We start from the raw sequence: 17,913 nt of genomic DNA, 5'->3' as shown, positions 1-17,913 counted from the left end.
CGCCAAGGCATAGCCTTGGCTCACGAAGAGAGAAAAGATTGATGAGCAATAAAATCATTAGTTTAGGTTCGATTGAGATCGCTAACGATAAGCCTTTTGTGCTGTTTGGTGGTATGAACGTACTTGAGTCACGCGATTTAGCAATGCAAATTGCTGAAACCTATGCCGAAGTTACTCAAAAGCTAGGGATCCCTTATGTGTTTAAGGCCTCTTTTGATAAGGCTAACCGCTCATCAGTGAATTCTTACCGTGGTCCTGGCATGGAAGAAGGGTTAAAGATCTTTGAAGAGATTAAATCGACTTTCAATCTACCGTTGATCACAGATGTGCATGAAGTACACCAATGTGCACCTGTTGCCGAAGTTGTTGATGTGATTCAGTTGCCAGCATTCCTTGCACGCCAAACTGACTTAGTCGTTGCTATGGCAAAGACTGGCGCAATCATCAACGTGAAAAAGCCGCAGTTTCTTGCGCCACATGAGATGCGTCATATCATCACTAAGTTTAATGAAGCGGGTAATGATGAAATCATGCTTTGCGAACGTGGTTCAAGTTTTGGTTACAACAACCTTGTTGTTGATATGCTAGGCATGGACGAGATGAAGCAAACAGGTTACCCAGTGATTTTTGATGCGACTCATGCACTGCAGCGTCCAGGTGGACGTAGCGACAGTGCTGGCGGACGTCGCGCTCAAGCCACAGAGCTTGCTCGCAGCGGTATGGCGCTTGGTTTAGCAGGTTTGTTTATCGAAGCGCATCCAGATCCAGATAACGCCAAGTGTGACGGTCCATGTGCATTGCCGTTACATCAGTTAGAAAACTACTTAACCCAAATGAAAGCGATTGATGATTTAGTTAAGTCGTTTGAGCCTATTGACACTAGCAAGTAACTTTAAAGTATTTTATTCTTCTAGTTCGTTGTTAAAAAAGATAAAACCCTGTCTTAGTGCAGGGTTTTATTGTTTTTGACGAGATAATTTAAGTTTAAATACAGATTAGACATTTATTCTAGTAGGTTATAAAAATACTCGACATTAAGTCGCCTTATTGGCTTAGTTGGCAATAAGATCTACTTAGTGTGAGAAGAAAACATAATAAATAGGTTGAATGATGAAAGCAGATAAACAGGCGCTTGAGGATCAAGGGCCGCAAGGGATGTTAGGTAAGGCACTAGACAGCATTGAAAGAGTCGGTAATAAACTCCCCGATCCTGCAATGCTATTTTTGATTTTGATGTTTGCCGTATGGGCATTATCGGCAATGTTATCGGGTGTGAGCTTTGAGGCTATCGACCCGCGGACAAACTCTCCAATTGTTGTTAATAATCTACTGAGTGCAGAAGCGTTAACTAACTTCTTAACTTCAATGGTAACAACCTTTACCGCTTTTGCCCCCTTGGGTGTGGTACTCGTGGCAATGTTAGGTGTGGGTGTTGCCGAGCATTCTGGCTACATTAACACTGCGCTAAAACGCATGTTAAAAATCACCCCAGCTAAATTTTTAACTCCAGCGGTTGTTCTTGTCGGTATTATTTCTCATACCGCAACCGATGCGGGTTATGTAGTGGTCATTCCACTTGCCGGTGTTATCTTCTTTACTGTGGGCCGTCACCCGTTAGCAGGTATTGCCGCAGCATTTGCGGGGGTATCTGGTGGTTTCTGCGCTAACTTTATCCCGTCTGGTATTGACCCGCTACTGCAGAGTTTCACCCAAGCTGCTGCACAAATTGTAGATCCTAATATTGAAGTTAACCCATTAAACAACTGGTTCTTCGCAGCGTCTTCTTGTATTCCAATCACGCTGCTTATTTGGTATCTAACAGACAAAGTGTTAGAGCCTCGCCTTAATCGTACTCATAAGGTTAACCGTGAAGAAGTTGATCTTCCCGCTATGGAAGAGGAGAAGCCATCAGAGGTTAAAGCATTTCGCGTAGCAACCTTAGTAATGATTGTTGCTATTGCAGCCTTCTTCTCATTAACAGTACCTGAAACCTCAACACTGCGTGACGCTGATGGCTCCCTAACGAGCTTTAAAGCACCGTTGATGCAGTCAATTGTACCGCTAATCTTCATCTTCTTTATGTTGCCTGGTCTGGTCTACGGTTATATGACTGGTGCATTTAAAACCTCTGGCGATGTTGTTCAGGCGATGTCTAAATCGATGAGCGGCATGTCGCATTACATCGTTATGGCCTTTTTCTGTGCGCAGTTTGTGGCGGCGTTTTCGGCATCTAACCTTGGTGCGCTGATTGCGGTTGAAGGCGCTGGTGGTCTAAAAGCACTTAATCTACCAGCTGAAATTACCGTTGTGGGTATGATTATTTTAGTGGGCTTTGTGAATCTGTTTGTGGGTTCATCATCAGCCAAGTGGGCATTGATTGGTCCGGTACTTGTGCCAATGTTAATGCAGCTTAATATCAGCCCAGATCTATCACAAGCGGCTTACCGCGTTGGTGATTCAAGCTCAAACATCATCACGCCATTAATGCCTTACTTCCCGTTAGTTGTGGTTTACTGTCAGCGCTATGTGAAGAACATTGGTATTGGCACGCTGATCTCTATGATGCTGCCATTTAGCTTAGCACTGATGTCTATCTGGAGTGTGTGGTTACTGGCTTACTGGGCGTTGGGTTTTCCACTAGGTCTAGGTGCTAGTTACACTTATGGACTGTAATGTAGAATACGCTTAAGTATGCGACACCTATTTAAGGTGGCAGCATAAAAATAAAAAGGCCAAGTCAACTGACTTGGCCTTTTGTTTACAGGGGGATGATGGTGATAGGTGTTACTTAGCGAGTGCGTGTTTAGCGGCGTTTTCACCCGCTTTACGACCAAATACTACGGTATCGGCAATCGCATTACCGCCTAGACGGTTATAGCCATGTACACCGCCAGTTACTTCGCCTGCAGCAAATAGACCAGGCATTTTCCAGCTTTGTAGGTTCAACACGTTAGTTTCGGTATCAACTGCTACACCGCCCATTGTGTGGTGAATACCAGGAGCAACCTTAACGGCGTAGAAAGGTGGTTTGCTAAGATCTAACGGCATATCTTCACGACTAAAGGCTGTATCTTTGCCACTTGCTTGGTACTTGTTGTACTCAGTTGCAGTGACTTCTAGTTGGCTCATACCAGTGATTTTAGCGAGTTCAGCAATGGTGTTTGCTTTGCTTAGCATGCCAAGATGCTCATAGCCGCGAACCATCTTTTTCTTTTCAACTAATTGCTCATCGAACACTAACCAAGCGTATTGATCTTTTTGCTTAAGGATTGCGTCAGATGCACGGTCACGGGTTGTTAGTTCATTAATAAAGCGCTCACCATCGGTATTAACCATGATAGCGCCCACACCACGTACAGTTTCGGAGATTAGAATACGGCTATCTTTACCGATTGTTGGGTGCGCTTGAACCCAGTCGATATCAGTCATCGATGCGCCAATTTCTTTGGCTAGCAAGATACCATCGCCAGTTGCTGTCACGTTGTTAGAACTAGTCATATCTTTCATGGTTGGACGATAGTAAGACACCATCTCTTTGTTCATGCCGTATCCACCGGTAGCCAGTACAACTGAGTCAGCAGCGATCATGTTGTAACCGCTGTGACGGCCATGAACGACAACACCTGCAATAGATTGGTCATCGTTGAGTACAATCTTCTCAACGCGTGAATTGACGCGTACAGGAATATCACGCTTGTCGGCAGCTTTACGTAAAGTATCGATAATGTGTGGACCAACTGAAGCGCCACCAGATGGACGGTGAGTACGTTCTACTCGTGCACCACCAGAACGTTTTAAATCGTTCATATTAGCGCCTAAAGATTCAAGCCATGCTACAGCGCCTGCAGACTCTTCAGCTAAGATCTTAACTAGCTTAGGATCGTTTTGGTAACGGCCGCCTTTCATGGCATCTTCTGCATACCATTCAACTGTATCTTCAATGCCTTTGGCTTTTTGTTGTGGTGTACCTACAGCGTTAATACCACCAGCAGCAAGCATAGAGTTGCCGCCAGTGTAGGCAGCCTTTTCAAATAGCACGACTTTCGCGCCAGCTTCTTTAGCTGAAATTGCTGCGTTAAAGCCCGCTGAACCACCACCTACAATGATGACATCCACAGTTTCAACTGGGCCTTTATCGATAGCCTTTTGAATTTTGGCTTGATCCCATGAACCATCCCATTTCTTTTTCGCTTTTGAATCAGCGAATGGCATATCCATTTCAAAGTTATGGCAGTTATTACATGTTAGCTGTGGTTTAGCGTGCGCAGTGTGGCAAGAGGTACAGTTAATATCACCTAAGTGTGATGTATGCGGATCAAATGCGAGTTTGTCATTGGCAAGGTCTTCATAAGAGCCATGACAAGATTTACATTGGGCGTTTTCATGTGTTTGGCTGTCAGTTAAGCCTTTTTTGATATCTTTTAATTTGGCAGATACGTGGCAAGAGTCACAACCAGCCATATCGGCATGGAAACCTGCAAGATCATTGCTTTTCGCAACTGCAGCGCCCGAAGTTAATAGCAATACTGCCATTATCGAACTGATTTTATTTAGTTTCATCATTTGCTCCATAGTTTTGTTATTCAGGTGTTTTGCTGCCACCCTGATTTGGAGCTAGGTTAATCATTTAAATAATATAAAACTTAGACCTATATCATATTAGGTAGTTGGCTCAGTTTTTATTAAACCTGTTTAAAATTTTCTTAAAATGCTATTTGCAGGGCTTTGGTGTGATCATTGTCAACAATGAAAATAAAACATCCTCATATACTTTTTAACAAATATAAAATAACAGGTGTTGGATGATGAACAGAAAAATAAAACTATCGGCTATTTCATTAGCATTGTTAAGTCAGTTTACTCTTTTAGGCAATGCTTACGCGCTTGATGGTATAACAGATAATGACTCTTTAGAAATAAAAACACGTACAATATTCTTTGACCGTGAATATGATGAAACCCCTGATAAGGACAGTAATACATTAGCGCAGGCGTTAGAACTTAATTATCAGTCAGGTAAGATCTCTGATTGGTTTAAAGTTGGATTATCTGCTTATGGGGTTGCAAATATAAATTCAAGCGGGACAGATAATGCGCCTGGTATTATGCCGGATGATCCAAATGATGAAAATAATGTTGAAAGTGCCTTTGGTAAAATAGGTCAGGCCTATGTTGAAGTGTTACCAACAGAAGGGCTTTCGCTTAAACTGGGTTATCAAAAAACTAAGCAAATGTTTTTCAGCACTTCAACGAGTCGCGCTATTCCAAGTAGTTTTCGTGGTTTAACAGGCTCTTACCAAGCACTTGATTCAGTTAAAGTATATGGTTACGCATTTGACCAATGGAGTGGCCGTAATAGCGATGAGTGGACAGATTTTGCAGCAGATACAGATGGTCCTCAGATTGACCTTATTTGGGGTGTAGGTGCTCAGTTTAAACAAGGTAAATTTAGCGCTGATGTAGAGTATATGGTGTCTGATGATTACCTGGAAAAGTTCGGTTTACGTGGTAGTTATGTGGATACAATAGGTCAAGGAAAGCTAAAACTTTCTGGTGGTTATTTCACTTCGTCTGATAATGGCGCCTTGTTTGCTGAGAGCGGTGATAAGAATATTGACGGTATTGAAAGCAACGATGGTTCTGTGTGGTTTCTCGATGCGGACTATAAAGTTCATGCATTTAGCCTGGGAGTAGCCTTCAGCCAAACTGGAGAGATCTGGATTGAAGATAACTACAAAGGCGACCACGGTTCAAACCCACTACCCACTCGCGCTCCAATCGGCCCGGATTTTACCAATGCTAATGAATCGGTTTGGCTAGCCCGTGTAGGTGTTGATTTCGGCAAACTAAACTCTAGTTTTGACGGGTTAACGACTAAGATTACCTACGCCAAAGGTACTGATATTGAAAACGCTGCTGACGCGAGTAAAGGTGAAGCGGAAGAGAAGTTTTTTGCTATCGATACACGCTATAAATTGCCTATGGTAAAAGGTTTATCCTTACGCTATTTGTATGCTGATTATCAATCTACTGAGATAGGTTCAGTTCAAGGGGTTAAAGGTGATAACGTGGACCACCGCGTTTATATTGATTACAGCTTTAAGTTTTAATCTATTTTAACTTTAATAATCAATTTATATATATTGAGAAATATAAAGCGGTGTCGATTAAAATAGCCGCTTTATTTTATTAATAGATTGGGGGTGAGAGTTTGTTAATTGATTAGTGAGTTCCTATCTATGTTTAGTATGTTTTTTAATTGAGTGGTCTTTATTGTTGTTTTAGTTGGGTGGTCTTTCTATTAGTTTTTTCTATTAAATTTTTAATAGAAAGATTTGTGTATTGTTCTTGGACTTGACTTGATTGCATAGTTTAGCTTTTTTTAGTGGCTGGTTTAGTGTTTGGTTATATGTTTTTTGTGTTGGTAAGTTAAAGTGTACCCTAAAAAAGACGTCTATAGCTTTATTTACCATAGCGATGATTTCGATAATTAGGCTTTGATTTAAAAATAACAGATAGAGCTAATAATTAGTGTAATCCTAGCTACTTACTCAAGTGTATTTAAGAGTTAAGGGCTTAATAACTGCAGGATGACCTTTATAGCTGAACGTTTCTAACTATACATGTGAGTGCTTACTTTAGCGGTCTCAGGTCAAATAAACGGCTAACTTTGTACCTAGTTAACAGTTCCATACTTTTAAATAGGATTAATTTAATCTTAAATTGTGGTTTCGATATACTTTAGTGGAGCCCGAAAAATAAGATAAAAATATGAGAATCACGCTAAAGCAACTCACTATATTTAAAGCCATTCATCACAGTGGACAGATCTCTAAAGCGGCGAAAGATCTGCACATGTCTGTGCCAGCGGTAAGCATGGCATTGAAAGACCTAGAAGGCTCACTAGGGAGTCGCTTATTTGATCGCAACAGTAATGGTTTAGTGATCAATGATAACGGTAAAGTGATTTTGCCGTATGCCAATGAAATGCTCTCAAAAGGTATGCAGCTTGAGCAGATGTTCTCTGAACAATCTAATGGCATACGTGGTAGCTTGAAAGTGGGTAGCAGTAAAACTGCGGGTAACTATGTGTTATCGCGTAAAATCCCTCTATTTAAGAAGGAGTTTCCTTCGGTAGATATTAAGCTAGTTGTTGGTAATAGTATTACTATCGAACAGATGGTGAGTGAAAAAGAGCTGGATTTGGGTTTTATTGATGCCAAACCCGGTAGTCAGAACCTAAACAGCACTAAGTGGCTTAAAGACAAAATTTGTATTGTCACCGCGCGCACCAACCCTATTGCTGCAGAGCCAATATCTGCCGAACGGTTATCGCAAGAGTTGTGGGTGCTTGATGAAACTAACTCTATTTCACGTATTAGAGCGGTTCAATTGCTGAAAAGTGCCAAAGTTAATATTGAGCAAGAACTGACCATGACAACAATGGGCGCAATTAAGCGTGCAATTGGTACCGGAATAGGGGTAAGTGTTTTGCCTTGGTTAGCCGTGGTTGAAGAAGTCGAGCGTGGAGAATTAATCGAACTTGACTTACCTTGTTGGGATCACCAGCGTCAGTACTGGGCGATCACGCGTGAGAATGAAGCGCTTGGAGAGCTGGCCAGTAAGTTTTTAGCGTTTTGTAATACAGATTGTTAGTAAGGCGGCTTTTATCACGATAACAGCCGCACTGCCGGAGAATTTTCGTGATCACCGCTGACCCCGTAATTTTTGGACTCATAGCACTATTACTCGGTGCAATTTTTTATACCAGCAAGCTAAAACAGCCATTTTGGCAAAAGCTATATCGATTTATGCCTGTGATGGTAATGTGCTACTTTCTGCCGTCATTATTCAATGCCACAGGTTTAATCGATCCAACTGATAGCCAACTTGCAGCTATCTCTTCGCGTTACCTTATGCCCGCTTGTCTCTGTTTATTGATTATTAGCGTTGATTTAAAGGCGATTCTTCAGCTTGGCCCTAAACTGATTCTTTTGTTTCTAGTCGGTGGTGTTGGCGTTATTATAGGCGGTCCTATAGTGCTATATGGCTTTGCGACTCTGGTGCCAGACTCAATTACTTGGTCTGGCAGTGATGCTGCGTGGCGCGGTATGGCAACATTGGCCGGCAATTGGGTCGGTGGCACTGCTAATCAGTTAGCCATGAAAGAGGTGTTTGCAGTAGGCGATGGCATCTTTTCGATAATGATCACCGTCAATGTAGTGTTCTCTGCTATTTGGATGTCATTTCTACTCTTTTGCGCGAAACATGCGGCTGTGATTGATAATAAACTCGGCGCAAATACTAGCGGTTTAGCGGTTTTGCAGCAGTCAGCTGCCGCCCTTGAAAAGCAAGTTAAGCGGATGCCACAATTAACAGATTTTATGCTGATTTTTGCTGTGGGCTTTGGCGTTATGGGAGTTGGACATGGAGGCGCTGATTTATTGGTGCCATTTTTTGAGCGTGAATACCCTGAGCTGGCAAAGTTTAGTTTAACTTCTGAATTCTTTTGGATCGTAATAATAGTGACATGCGTTAGTGTGTTGCTGTCATACACTAAGGTGCGCGACTTAGAATATGTGGGAGCTTCAAATGTCGCATCGATGATGTTGTACTTTTTAATCGCTATTATGGGATTACAAATGGATATTACTGCTATCGCTGATTTTCCTATTTACTTCATTATTGGCTTTTTATGGCTGCTGATCCACGCACTTTTAGTTATTGCTATAGGCTTAATCACCCGCTCTCCTGTTGCATATATGGCGATAGCCAGCCAATGTAATTTAGGCGGCGCGGCATCATCGCCAGTGGTTGCTATTGCTTTTCACAAAGGTTTTGCGCCAGTCGCAGTGCTGTTGTCTGTATTAGGTTATGCTCTAGCTACCTATATGGCTTGGGTTTGCGGTGAGTTATTGCGACTTGTGACACCTGGCTGAAGTGTTAAGCCTGCTATTTCAGTGGGCTTCTTTATTTAAGTTAATTTATTACCGCATCACTGCAGTTCCTCGTTTAGCTTATTCTTTTTCGTGATAGCGAGTATCAACTAACTTCCAGATTTTATTATTAATAAAGTGCATACTAATGCCTCTTTAGATTCAAGATTAAGTGTTGGAATGGTTGATGAGTTGGATATTTTTTACTTTTCTTGCAGCCTTTATGCAGGCGTGGCGCAATGCGTTTCAAAGTCTATTAAGTAAAGACGTCAATATCGCAGGTGTGACGCTTGCGCGCTTTATTTGGGCTACGCCGATAGCGATGTTCTACTTGGCGGGGTTATACGCGTGGCAGCCAGTGGGATTGCCTTTTATCACTCTTAAGTTTAGTGCCTATGTGTTGGGCGCATCGGCAATGCAAATACTAGCAACGGCCTTAATGGTGAAACTATTCAAAATGAAAAATTTTGCCGTGGGAGCTGGACTTGCAAAGAGTGAAGCCATAGTTGCAGCGATTTTAGGAGTGGTATTTTTTGGCACCGAGCTATCGCTTTTAGGTTGGATAGGCGTGCTGATAGGTGGTATCGCGGTATTTATGCTGAGTAGTAAAGGCGGCGTTAAACAGCTTTCTTTTGCGACTATATTACTTGGGCTTGCCTGCGGAGCTGCCTTTGCGCTGACCTCACTCTGGGTACGAGAAGCAAGTTTAAATCTCGATTTACCATTTCCGCACCGCGCGGCTTGGGTGCTGCTATTTGTGATTGCGATTCAAACCACAGCTCTGCTTATTTACTCAAGTCTTGTTGATAAAAATACCCTTGAGGGCTTAATGCAAAGGCCCAAACTGACGTTATTAACTAGTGCTACAAGCTGTATTGGTTCAATTGGTTGGTTTAGTGCTATGTCGCTACAAGCTGTGCCTTATGTTAAAACGCTTGGCCAAGTTGAGGTGTTCTTTACCTTACTTATCGCAATGCTATGGCTAAAAGATAAGGTAAAGGTTAAGGATATGCTGGCGCTGATTCTAATTGCGGTCGCTGCAATATTAGTGATGTGGGGTTAGTTGTCACTCACTTTACCTTTTGTGTTTGAGCCGTTTTTTGCTCAGAGCAATAGAGAACTGCGCACATAAAATCCCAAGAGTTGCACCCGCAATCAAGTCACCAAGGAAGTGATAATTCTGGCCTAATTGACCCGCTATAGCGCCTATCATCGCCAGTAACCATAGCCAATATAACTTTGGAAAGCGCCACCAAAATACGCTTACCAATGCGAAAGTGAACAGGGCGTGTCCGGAGGGAAATGAATTATAGGCAGGCCCTATGGCAAAGGGATGAAAGCTTTCTACCCCATTATGGATCCAGGAGGGGTTACTGCCCGCTGTGGTATGGATCCAGGTTTCTGGCCAAGTGCGGCCAAATATAAATTTTGCCGCTAATCTGACCATTGTTGCAGTAATGACGGTGAAAGTTAATGCCAGTGCGAAGTTTGCATATTGCTGACGGAATTTGGGCTTAATACAGCCAAGAATAATCAGCGCTGTTAATGTTTCAAATAGCAGCGGCATTTGGCTCAGTGGTTTGAAAATATCACTAGCATCGACATTTAAATGCATCCAAGTCGAAATAGGTCGATCGAGAAACAGTACGCTGAAAACAATTAAACAGCAGCTGGCAAGGTAGAGCCAGAAACAGTTTCTTAGTGGCAGAGTCATAGGTCGGAGCTTATCTTGGAGTTCTTTATCTTCGGCTTCTGGGCGTATGCTAGGGGTCATCAAACAATATTAATCTGTGGCGAGTAGGCAAACAGTTTAGGGAGCCTTGGCGACTACGACAAGCGATAAAAGCCTAGTAGATGTTATCGTCACTCTTTATTTGAGGCCTTCATCGCGATTGAAATACAAATTGCAGCCCCACCCCAGGTTAGTAGCAAAGCGAATATCATCATGATAATAGCACCAGTGCTCATGGCTTTGGCTCCTTTGAAATATTGTTGCCGGAAATGACACTGATAAAGATAGCGGTAAACAGCATGCTTGCCACCAGCCCCCAGCCGAGAAATAGTTGATCTGCAATAGGGTAGTCGCCATAGCCGTCGGTTAATGTCGTGATCAGGTTTTTAACCAGAATAATTGCAAGCATGATAGGGCCGATAAAGCGCAGACAGATCTCCATCCACTTGCCGATACTGAATTCGCTGCAGCGATTGGCATAATCACGAATATCGGCAATCTTAAATAACCAGGCAAGGATAATAAGCTCTATCAGGCAGCTAGAGAGCAAGGCGATGTTATTGATAAAGTAATCGACAAGATCTAACAGTAGCAAGCCGCCATTACTAGAAAATGCCATAGAGACAACAAAGCCCGTACCACAAACCAATAATGCCGCTTTTTTGCGTGACAACGACAGTTTATCCATGACCGCAGAGACCACTGCCTCAATAATTGAGATATGTGAGCTTATCCCTGCAACCACTAAAGCTAAGAAGAATAGTGGTCCTAAGATGTAGGGGGCTGGCAGTAAATTAATAGCGGCAGGGATGGTAACAAAAGCTAGACCTACACCTGATGAAACCACATCCGTTATCGGCTTGGCTTGCTCCTCAGCCATATAGCCAAGAACCGCAAAAATCATGATGCCGCCTAAAATAGAGAAGCCACAGTTAATTAATACCGTCATAAAGGCATTGTTATTAATATCGGATTTCTCTGGTAGGTAGCTAGAGTAAGCCAACATGATGGCAAAGCCGACACTTAAGGTGAAAAATATCTGCCCGTATGCCGCTGACCAAACTTTAGCATCCCAAATCATGCTGAAATCTGGCCTGAATAGGTAATTAAGCCCTTCTAGGGCGCCAGGAAGAAACACAATTCTGGTGATAAAAAGTAGTACCATGATGAAAAGCAGTGGCATCATGATTTTGCTGGCACGTTCGATACCGCCTTTTACACCACTGTATACCGCAAGGGTCGTAATACTCCAAGCTATCGCCATGGGGATAGCAATATGAAACTGCATGGAGCCTAGCTTTGTGGGGGAGTTATCGCCGAGTTGTAAGTATTCTTTGAAGAAAAAGGCATTCGTGTCGGTTCCCCAGCTTTGGGTAATAGAGAACGAAAAATAGGAGATAGCCCAGCCTATAATAGCTACATAGTAGATAGCGATAACAGTAGCAATAAATACTTGGAACCAACCTAGCCATTCAAGTTTAATCCCGAGAGAATCTCCCAATCTGGCAAAGACTCGAGGCGCTGCGCCGCGATACTTATGCCCTAGGCTAAACTCCATAATCATAAATGGAATCCCGGCGGTTAACATGGCGAAAAGGTAGGGGATGAAAAAGGCTCCGCCGCCGTTTTCATACGCCATATAAGGAAAGCGCCAAATATTTCCTAAGCCAATAGCTGATCCCACTGCAGCAAGAATAAAGCCTGTCCTTGAGTTCCATTGCTCTCTTTGCATTATTTACGCCTGTCCTCGCCTTGTGTAATAGCAATAAGTATAAGAAATCTCATTTTTATTAATTTTAGTCAGGATTGAAGAACTTGCAGGGACTAAAGCTAAAGTAAACCGTAAACATAGAGCATGTAAGGTGGAGTGAGTGGTTGTATTTTAAATTTGTAACTCTAGATGAATACTCAGTTTAGCCCTGCGGTGACTTGGCTGGCTCTCTACATGAGCGAGAGTACACGGGATGACTAAGCTATAGTGATGCAGGCTGATATTTTGCTTCTATCTGCTGAACCTGCTTAAGTAGCTGCTGATTATAAGGGGTATTGATTCGAAGAGCCTTGCCTCGTGCAACAACAAAACCATTAATAGCGTTGATTTCAGTTGCTCGCTGGTGGTACACATCTTGGTGCATTGAGGATAGGTTATTTGCTGTCAGCTTAATAACTTGATAAACCCGTTCAAGTAAATTTTCTAGTGTTAATGATATACCATCTGCTTTAGCCACCATAACCAACTCATTGACAGCATTGTAAATAACGTCTCGATATTTTTTATCGTTAAGCTCGCCATTGGTACAGTTATTAATAGCTGTTAGTGGGTTTATTGCTACGTTTACTGCCAGTTTTTGCCAAAGTAATGGCAAAATATCTTGATGCCACTCACTATTGGTAATGGCTTTCAGTAGTGTGTTTTGGATTTGATGATCTAAGGCTGGTGCTGTAAATGGGCCGATTTGAGTTAAACCCGTGCCAGTTTGCTGGACGTGATACGTACTTAACTTGAGTGCAGCTTGTGAGGTTGTACCTAAACTTAATCCTCGCCCGTTTAGAATCGATTCTATTTCAATGTGCGGTCCCATGCCATTGTGGAGCATCAATATATGGGCATCGTACGGCAAATCGTTGATAACAGCTTCCAATGCTGATTTGACTTGGTAAGCTTTGACACAAACTATCAACAGTGCGGTATTGGCCAACATTTTCGGGCAATCATTAGCGCCGATAAGGAGCGCGTCACGATTATTTATTTGTCCATTCATGCCAGTAAAGGCAAGGGGAAGCGTTGATGAGTTATCTTCTCGACCAATTAGGTTTAGCTTATAAAGGCTTGGCACACTTTGTAGTTGGTGGTAAATAAGCTGGCCAATGGCACCAGCGCCTAAGATAGTTATTTGCTTATTGGTGCTAGCAATTTGAGAAACATTAGATTGAGACGAACTCGATAGCGACATTGGCGTGTAGGCCCTTAAATTGTGGCGCATTAGTGGCTTTAAACTTGTAAAACGTTATCAGTGTAATGACTAATTACTCGGTTCTATTAATTTGGTGACTTTAATATAACGACAATATAACCAGTGAGTAATGTAGAACAGAGATATACCAACCATATCGGCAATAAAATCGCCAATTGAAGCGCTACGGTAGGAAAGCTGAGATTGAACTATTTCAATAAACACCGCGTAGCAGGCCAAGATCACAGCAAGTACATACCACTTTGGCTTAAAGGCTAAATAAGTAAGGTAAGACAAAACAAAAAAACTACCAACATGGCCCATTTTATCAAAATAAGGGATCCCTGTTGGATAATAGTTAGGCTTGGAAAAAACCAGATAACTTACCACTATGAGTGTTACAGCAAGTGCCCATTTAAAAATTGTTTGTCTAGTTATCACGTTATCGTCATTTGAGTTATTTGGGTTAATCATAAGAAAACCCATAGCCAAAGTCACCATTAAGGCGAGATTTCGTCATAATTAGTGGTTTATTTGCTTCAAGTTCAGAGGCTCAATGCGTAAAATACCGCAACAGACATTTTTTAAGGACCAAACTTATGCCTTCAATGGATATTGTTTCAGAAGTAAATGAAGTTGAACTGCGTAACGCGGTTGATAACTCAGTGCGTGAACTGAAAGGCCGCTTTGATTTTCGCGGTAAAGAAGCCAGCATCGAGTACAAAGATCACGTAGTGACTTTAACGGCTGAAGATGACTTCCAGTGCCGTCAGTTAGTTGATATTTTGCGTATGCAAATGAGTAAGCGTGATGTCGATCCTAAGTCGATGGATGTTGACGAAAAAGCGGTACACAGTGGTAAAACATTCTCTTTAAAAGTGAAGTTTAAAGAAGGTATTGAAACCTTAGTCGCCAAAAAGTTAGTGAAACTAATTAAAGACAGCAAGCTAAAAGTCCAATCATCTATTCAAGGTGATTCAGTGCGCGTTACAGGTAAGAAGCGTGATGATCTGCAGCAGGTTATGGCTTTGGCTCGTGAGTCTGAACTAGGTCAACCATTCCAGTTTAATAACTTCAGAGATTAATCAACTGAACGGTATGATTCTCGATTAGGGCTGCCAAATTGGCAGCCCTTGCTTTAAGGCTAACCTTTGAGTTTATTTATTTCTTCGTTAACCTCATAGCCTTTGTCGGTAATAATCTTTTCCAAAACCACTAAACGGTGTTGGATACTTTTTACCTCATCAATAAGCTTCATTTTATCACTGCTATCGATTTTTGCTTCAAGCTGCTTCATACGAAAGCGATATTTAAAAAAGTCAGTTCCAAAGATGGCAAAAACAATAATCGCAACAATAATAATTTGACCAATATCCATATCCATATTTTTTCCCTTTACTATTCCAAGTTAGTTACATTATGAATACATGTAAGCAATTAAAGTGCCAATAAATTAATTTCATTTATCTCAATGCTTTATGATTTTTTTATGGCAAATTTAAATATTTCGAATCACATCAATCAACTATTTTGCTCATTTGTTGGTTATTTATGCCACCGGGTAAAATAACAGCTAACGATAGGGCTTATTTTAGCTTCCTAGCTCTTTTGGCTTATCTTGCTTCACGATATCGTTTGGCTCACTTTGGTTGGGGTTAGGTGCATACTTTTGTACCAGTAGTATGAGTCCAAGCACTGGGAAACCGATTAAGCTGGCTGCAATAAAGAAACTAACGTAGTCATAGGCATCGATATAAGCACCTGAGAATCCTGCTACGAATTTAGGGAAGAGCAACATAATTGATGATAGCAGGGCATATTGAGTAGCACTATACCCGCTGCTGGTTAAGCTCGATAGGTAAGCAATAAAGGCCGCGGTGGCAATACCAGCACTGAAATTATCCACTGAAATAGCAAAGGTTAAAAAGCTAACGTTGTAGCCAATCATGGCTTGATAGGCGAACAATAAGTTAGTCACAGCGACAAGCAAGGCTCCTAAGAAAAGGATCTTCATTGTGCCGTAGCGTGCAATCAATAATCCGCCAGCTCCGGCACCAACTAAGGTCATTATTAGGCCGTAAATTTTACTCAATGTAGCAATTTCTGTTTTTGAAAAGCCCATATCGACATAAAATACATTAGCCATAATCCCCATCACAATGTCGGAGATCCGATAACAAGAAATAAGTAACAAAATTAAAATCGCACTGCGACCGTAGCGTTTAAAGAAGTCGATAAAAGGTAGTACGCTTGCGGTGTAAAGCCAAGATAGGCTAGCTGCAATGACTCTTGGATAGCGTTTGGAGAATCTGTCTTTTAACTCAGCTTCTTGATTATCGACGGTTTTTGTCTCAACGGTGGGCTCGGTGCTAAATAGGGTGGTTAATATACCAATAGACATAAGTCCTGCCATCACTATATATGCGGTTTGCCAAGACGTTAAACTGTATGCTTCGCTATTGGGCTCTATCCAAGCAGCAATAGTTAATGCACCTGCTGTAGCTACAATCATGGCGCTGCGGTACCCGACCTGGTAAGCGGCGGCAAGTGCCGCCTGCATTTTTACAGGAGCAGACTCAATCCGAAATGCGTCAATAACAATATCTTGTGTAGCAGAGGCAAATGCAACCATTAGCGCAAATAGTGCTAGCCTTTCAAGATCTGCTAACGGGTCACTTTGACTCATTCCGACAATCGCTGCTACAAGTAAAAGTTGGGCAAACATCATCCAGCCGCGTCGGCGCCCCAATAGTCGAGTGAATATAGGAAGCGACATTCTGTCGACAAGTGGTGACCAAGCCCACTTAAACCCATAAGCTAGTGCTATCCAGCTAAAGTAACCAATTGCTGTACGGTCAACACCAGCTTCCCGAAGCCAGAACGACAACGTTGAGAATACCAACATTAACGGTAGGCCTGCGGAAAAACCGAGCAATAACAGGATAAGAACCCGTTTATGACAATAAATTGATGCAGCGTCTTTAAAACGCGAAAAGAAAGAATGCACGGGGGCGAACCACCTAAGGTAGGGAAATAACAATGAGTTCAACTAGCTTACGTAGGACGGTGCCAGGGTTCAAGGGTACAATAATGTTTTTTACTTCACGATAGTGATTACTGCCGGAGGGGTTAATACCTGCACTAGATTTACTTCATTTAAAGACAATAAAAAACCCAAACCAATTAATGGTTTGGGTTTTACTTACTTTTTGATGTGATATTACAGCTTTGGATTCAAGGTCTGATCCCGATACAACCTTGAGGAATTTGCCCGCCTAGACTTAAGTAATCACAGCAGTCATCAACTTGCTTGCGCAAAAATTGATTTCCTCTAATTGCCCAGCTGGGCCACCTATCAAAGGCGTGTAACAAGTGCCAGAACACACGTTCCATATCTGTTTGCGCATCACCCTGATGATTGTACGTCTGCCATTCTTCAAGGGTGTCCCATAGATATAACTGGATTTCGTTGAAGTCGAGCTTATCGCTCAAAAATGCTTTTCCGTAGAAAGCCAGTTGGGGCGCCTTACCATCAATGAATTCATCCGCCGTCATTGAGCCGCCTCTTTATCATATACGCCAATAAGTATAGGCATCAACTTTGAACTTTGACTCAAAAAATTTCAAAAAAATTCAAAATTGTTTCAAATTTAAACACGCCTAAAATACGCATGATCTAATTACTGATTAGTTACGTGGTAATAACGTTGCCTTCTTTAATACGATGTCTTGTACCGGAAAATCAGGCCAGTCAACAGTGGTATTAAATTCAGTAGGGACTAAAGACATGGCTTGTAGTACATCCATCCCCTCAGTTACTTCACCAAATACAGCATAACCCCAACGGCGAGAAGAGGGATCTAATTTCTCATTGTCGACCACATTAAAGTAGAATTGACTACTAGCTGTATGAGGCTCTGCTTCACGGGCCATTGCAATAGTGCCGGTTAAATTAGATAGGCCATTACCTGACTCATTAACAATTAAATCGGCGGTTGGCTTTTCTTGTTTGTTTAAATCTAAGCCGCCACCTTGCACAACAAAGTCAGCGATAACACGATGGAATAGGGTATTATCGTAATGGCCTTTAACAACATAGGTGAGAAAGTTATCAACTGTTATTGGTGCGCGAGTTCTATCAAGCTCTACAACGATTTTCCCCATGCTGGTTTCTAGTGCGACTTGCGGATAAAGCGTATTAGGCTGAATGTCTACTGCATAGCAAACCTGACTTGCAAACAATAAACTCACAGACGCAAGTGATTTTAAAATCCAAGCTTTCATAATATGT

Annotated in this window: 17 protein-coding genes; 7 read left to right on the top strand and 10 right to left on the bottom strand. The window is 42.0% G+C overall.

Annotated features, from left to right (window positions below; all coding sequences use genetic code 11):
* Positions 1–41: 41 nt before the first annotated feature.
* Entirely contained in the window at positions 42–890 is an 849-nt protein-coding gene (kdsA, locus tag L2747_RS09030) for a 3-deoxy-8-phosphooctulonate synthase (RefSeq protein WP_012156339.1), read from the top strand.
* A gap of 220 nt (positions 891–1,110) precedes the next feature.
* Positions 1,111–2,673 carry an AbgT family transporter gene (locus L2747_RS09025; protein ID WP_248998720.1) on the top strand — a complete coding sequence of 521 codons (1,563 nt, stop codon included), beginning with the start codon at positions 1,111–1,113 and terminating at the stop codon, positions 2,671–2,673.
* Between the two features lie 111 nt (positions 2,674–2,784).
* On the opposite strand, the gene L2747_RS09020 is transcribed toward L2747_RS09025, so the two are convergent.
* Positions 2,785–4,560, bottom strand: a complete 1,776-nt coding sequence (locus L2747_RS09020) for a flavocytochrome c (protein ID WP_248998719.1) — start codon at positions 4,558–4,560, stop codon at positions 2,785–2,787.
* 242 nt (positions 4,561–4,802) lie between these two features.
* On the opposite strand from L2747_RS09020, the gene L2747_RS09015 reads away from it, so the two are divergent.
* The 4 genes from L2747_RS09015 (at position 4,803) to L2747_RS09000 (ending at position 9,999) form a co-directional block, all read left to right on the top strand.
* The gene (locus tag L2747_RS09015) at positions 4,803–6,110 is read left to right on the top strand and encodes an OprD family outer membrane porin (protein ID WP_248998718.1); all 1,308 of its coding nucleotides are present in this window, start codon (positions 4,803–4,805) and stop codon (positions 6,108–6,110) included.
* A gap of 661 nt (positions 6,111–6,771) precedes the next feature.
* Entirely contained in the window at positions 6,772–7,656 is an 885-nt protein-coding gene (locus tag L2747_RS09010; RefSeq protein ID WP_248998717.1) for a LysR substrate-binding domain-containing protein, read from the top strand.
* A gap of 47 nt (positions 7,657–7,703) precedes the next feature.
* Positions 7,704–8,939 carry a DUF819 family protein gene (locus tag L2747_RS09005; RefSeq protein WP_248998716.1) on the top strand — a complete coding sequence of 412 codons (1,236 nt, stop codon included), beginning with the start codon at positions 7,704–7,706 and terminating at the stop codon, positions 8,937–8,939.
* A gap of 184 nt (positions 8,940–9,123) precedes the next feature.
* Positions 9,124–9,999 carry a DMT family transporter gene (locus L2747_RS09000; RefSeq protein ID WP_248998715.1) on the top strand — a complete coding sequence of 292 codons (876 nt, stop codon included), beginning with the start codon at positions 9,124–9,126 and terminating at the stop codon, positions 9,997–9,999.
* 12 nt (positions 10,000–10,011) lie between these two features.
* On the opposite strand, the gene L2747_RS08995 is transcribed toward L2747_RS09000, so the two are convergent.
* The 5 genes from L2747_RS08995 to L2747_RS08975 form a co-directional block, all read right to left on the bottom strand.
* Entirely contained in the window at positions 10,012–10,710 is a 699-nt protein-coding gene (locus tag L2747_RS08995) for a phosphatase PAP2 family protein (protein ID WP_248998714.1), read from the bottom strand.
* An 89-nt stretch (positions 10,711–10,799) separates the two neighbouring features.
* Positions 10,800–10,880: a MetS family NSS transporter small subunit gene (locus tag L2747_RS08990; protein WP_248998761.1), complete on the bottom strand. Its 81-nt coding sequence runs from the start codon at positions 10,878–10,880 to the stop codon at positions 10,800–10,802.
* Positions 10,881–10,900: 20 nt separating this feature from the next.
* On the bottom strand, positions 10,901–12,400 hold the full coding sequence (locus L2747_RS08985; RefSeq protein ID WP_248998713.1) for a sodium-dependent transporter: 1,500 nt from the start codon (positions 12,398–12,400) through the stop codon (positions 10,901–10,903).
* 241 nt (positions 12,401–12,641) lie between these two features.
* Entirely contained in the window at positions 12,642–13,652 is a 1,011-nt protein-coding gene (locus L2747_RS08980) for a ketopantoate reductase family protein (protein WP_248998712.1), read from the bottom strand.
* Between the two features lie 39 nt (positions 13,653–13,691).
* Positions 13,692–14,123 carry a VanZ family protein gene (locus tag L2747_RS08975; RefSeq protein WP_283107231.1) on the bottom strand — a complete coding sequence of 144 codons (432 nt, stop codon included), beginning with the start codon at positions 14,121–14,123 and terminating at the stop codon, positions 13,692–13,694.
* Positions 14,124–14,221: 98 nt separating this feature from the next.
* On the opposite strand from L2747_RS08975, the gene L2747_RS08970 reads away from it, so the two are divergent.
* Entirely contained in the window at positions 14,222–14,707 is a 486-nt protein-coding gene (locus tag L2747_RS08970; RefSeq protein ID WP_220764780.1) for a YajQ family cyclic di-GMP-binding protein, read from the top strand.
* Between the two features lie 59 nt (positions 14,708–14,766).
* On the opposite strand, the gene L2747_RS08965 is transcribed toward L2747_RS08970, so the two are convergent.
* From L2747_RS08965 to L2747_RS08950, 4 genes are all read right to left on the bottom strand, one after another.
* Positions 14,767–15,006 (bottom strand): hypothetical protein, encoded by a 240-nt coding sequence (locus L2747_RS08965; RefSeq protein ID WP_248998711.1) that lies wholly within the window; start codon positions 15,004–15,006, stop codon positions 14,767–14,769.
* A 207-nt stretch (positions 15,007–15,213) separates the two neighbouring features.
* A complete protein-coding gene (locus L2747_RS08960; RefSeq protein WP_248998710.1) occupies positions 15,214–16,629 on the bottom strand; it encodes an AmpG family muropeptide MFS transporter in 1,416 nt (471 codons plus the stop codon).
* Between the two features lie 227 nt (positions 16,630–16,856).
* A complete protein-coding gene (locus L2747_RS08955) occupies positions 16,857–17,177 on the bottom strand; it encodes a hypothetical protein (RefSeq protein ID WP_248998709.1) in 321 nt (106 codons plus the stop codon).
* Positions 17,178–17,309: 132 nt separating this feature from the next.
* Complete coding sequence (locus tag L2747_RS08950; RefSeq protein ID WP_248998708.1) at positions 17,310–17,906, bottom strand: peptidylprolyl isomerase; 597 nt, start codon at positions 17,904–17,906, stop codon at positions 17,310–17,312.
* Positions 17,907–17,913 lie beyond the last annotated feature (7 nt).

This window comes from Shewanella marinintestina, from assembly GCF_023283845.1.
Taxonomy (GTDB): Bacteria; Pseudomonadota; Gammaproteobacteria; order Enterobacterales; family Shewanellaceae; genus Shewanella; species Shewanella marinintestina.
This window is presented reverse-complemented; position numbering and strand designations above follow the sequence as displayed.

Bases quoted from the DNA above. Each gene is read 5' to 3' on its own strand.
- L2747_RS08985 (WP_248998713.1), bottom strand. From the start codon at position 12,400: ATGCAAAGAGAGCAATGGAACTCAAGGACAGGCTTTATTCTTGCTGCA.
- L2747_RS08980 (WP_248998712.1), bottom strand. From the start codon at position 13,652: ATGCGCCACAATTTAAGGGCCTACACGCCAATGTCGCTATCGAGTTCG.
- L2747_RS08995 (WP_248998714.1), bottom strand. From the start codon at position 10,710: ATGACCCCTAGCATACGCCCAGAAGCCGAAGATAAAGAACTCCAAGAT.
- L2747_RS08970 (WP_220764780.1), top strand. From the start codon at position 14,222: ATGCCTTCAATGGATATTGTTTCAGAAGTAAATGAAGTTGAACTGCGT.
- L2747_RS09000 (WP_248998715.1), top strand. From the start codon at position 9,124: ATGAGTTGGATATTTTTTACTTTTCTTGCAGCCTTTATGCAGGCGTGG.
- L2747_RS08965 (WP_248998711.1), bottom strand. From the start codon at position 15,006: ATGGATATGGATATTGGTCAAATTATTATTGTTGCGATTATTGTTTTT.
- kdsA (WP_012156339.1), top strand. From the start codon at position 42: ATGAGCAATAAAATCATTAGTTTAGGTTCGATTGAGATCGCTAACGAT.
- L2747_RS09015 (WP_248998718.1), top strand. From the start codon at position 4,803: ATGATGAACAGAAAAATAAAACTATCGGCTATTTCATTAGCATTGTTA.
- L2747_RS08990 (WP_248998761.1), bottom strand. From the start codon at position 10,880: ATGATATTCGCTTTGCTACTAACCTGGGGTGGGGCTGCAATTTGTATT.
- L2747_RS08950 (WP_248998708.1), bottom strand. From the start codon at position 17,906: ATGAAAGCTTGGATTTTAAAATCACTTGCGTCTGTGAGTTTATTGTTT.
- L2747_RS09025 (WP_248998720.1), top strand. From the start codon at position 1,111: ATGAAAGCAGATAAACAGGCGCTTGAGGATCAAGGGCCGCAAGGGATG.
- L2747_RS09020 (WP_248998719.1), bottom strand. From the start codon at position 4,560: ATGAAACTAAATAAAATCAGTTCGATAATGGCAGTATTGCTATTAACT.
- L2747_RS08975 (WP_283107231.1), bottom strand. From the start codon at position 14,123: ATGGTGACTTTGGCTATGGGTTTTCTTATGATTAACCCAAATAACTCA.
- L2747_RS09010 (WP_248998717.1), top strand. From the start codon at position 6,772: ATGAGAATCACGCTAAAGCAACTCACTATATTTAAAGCCATTCATCAC.
- L2747_RS08955 (WP_248998709.1), bottom strand. From the start codon at position 17,177: ATGACGGCGGATGAATTCATTGATGGTAAGGCGCCCCAACTGGCTTTC.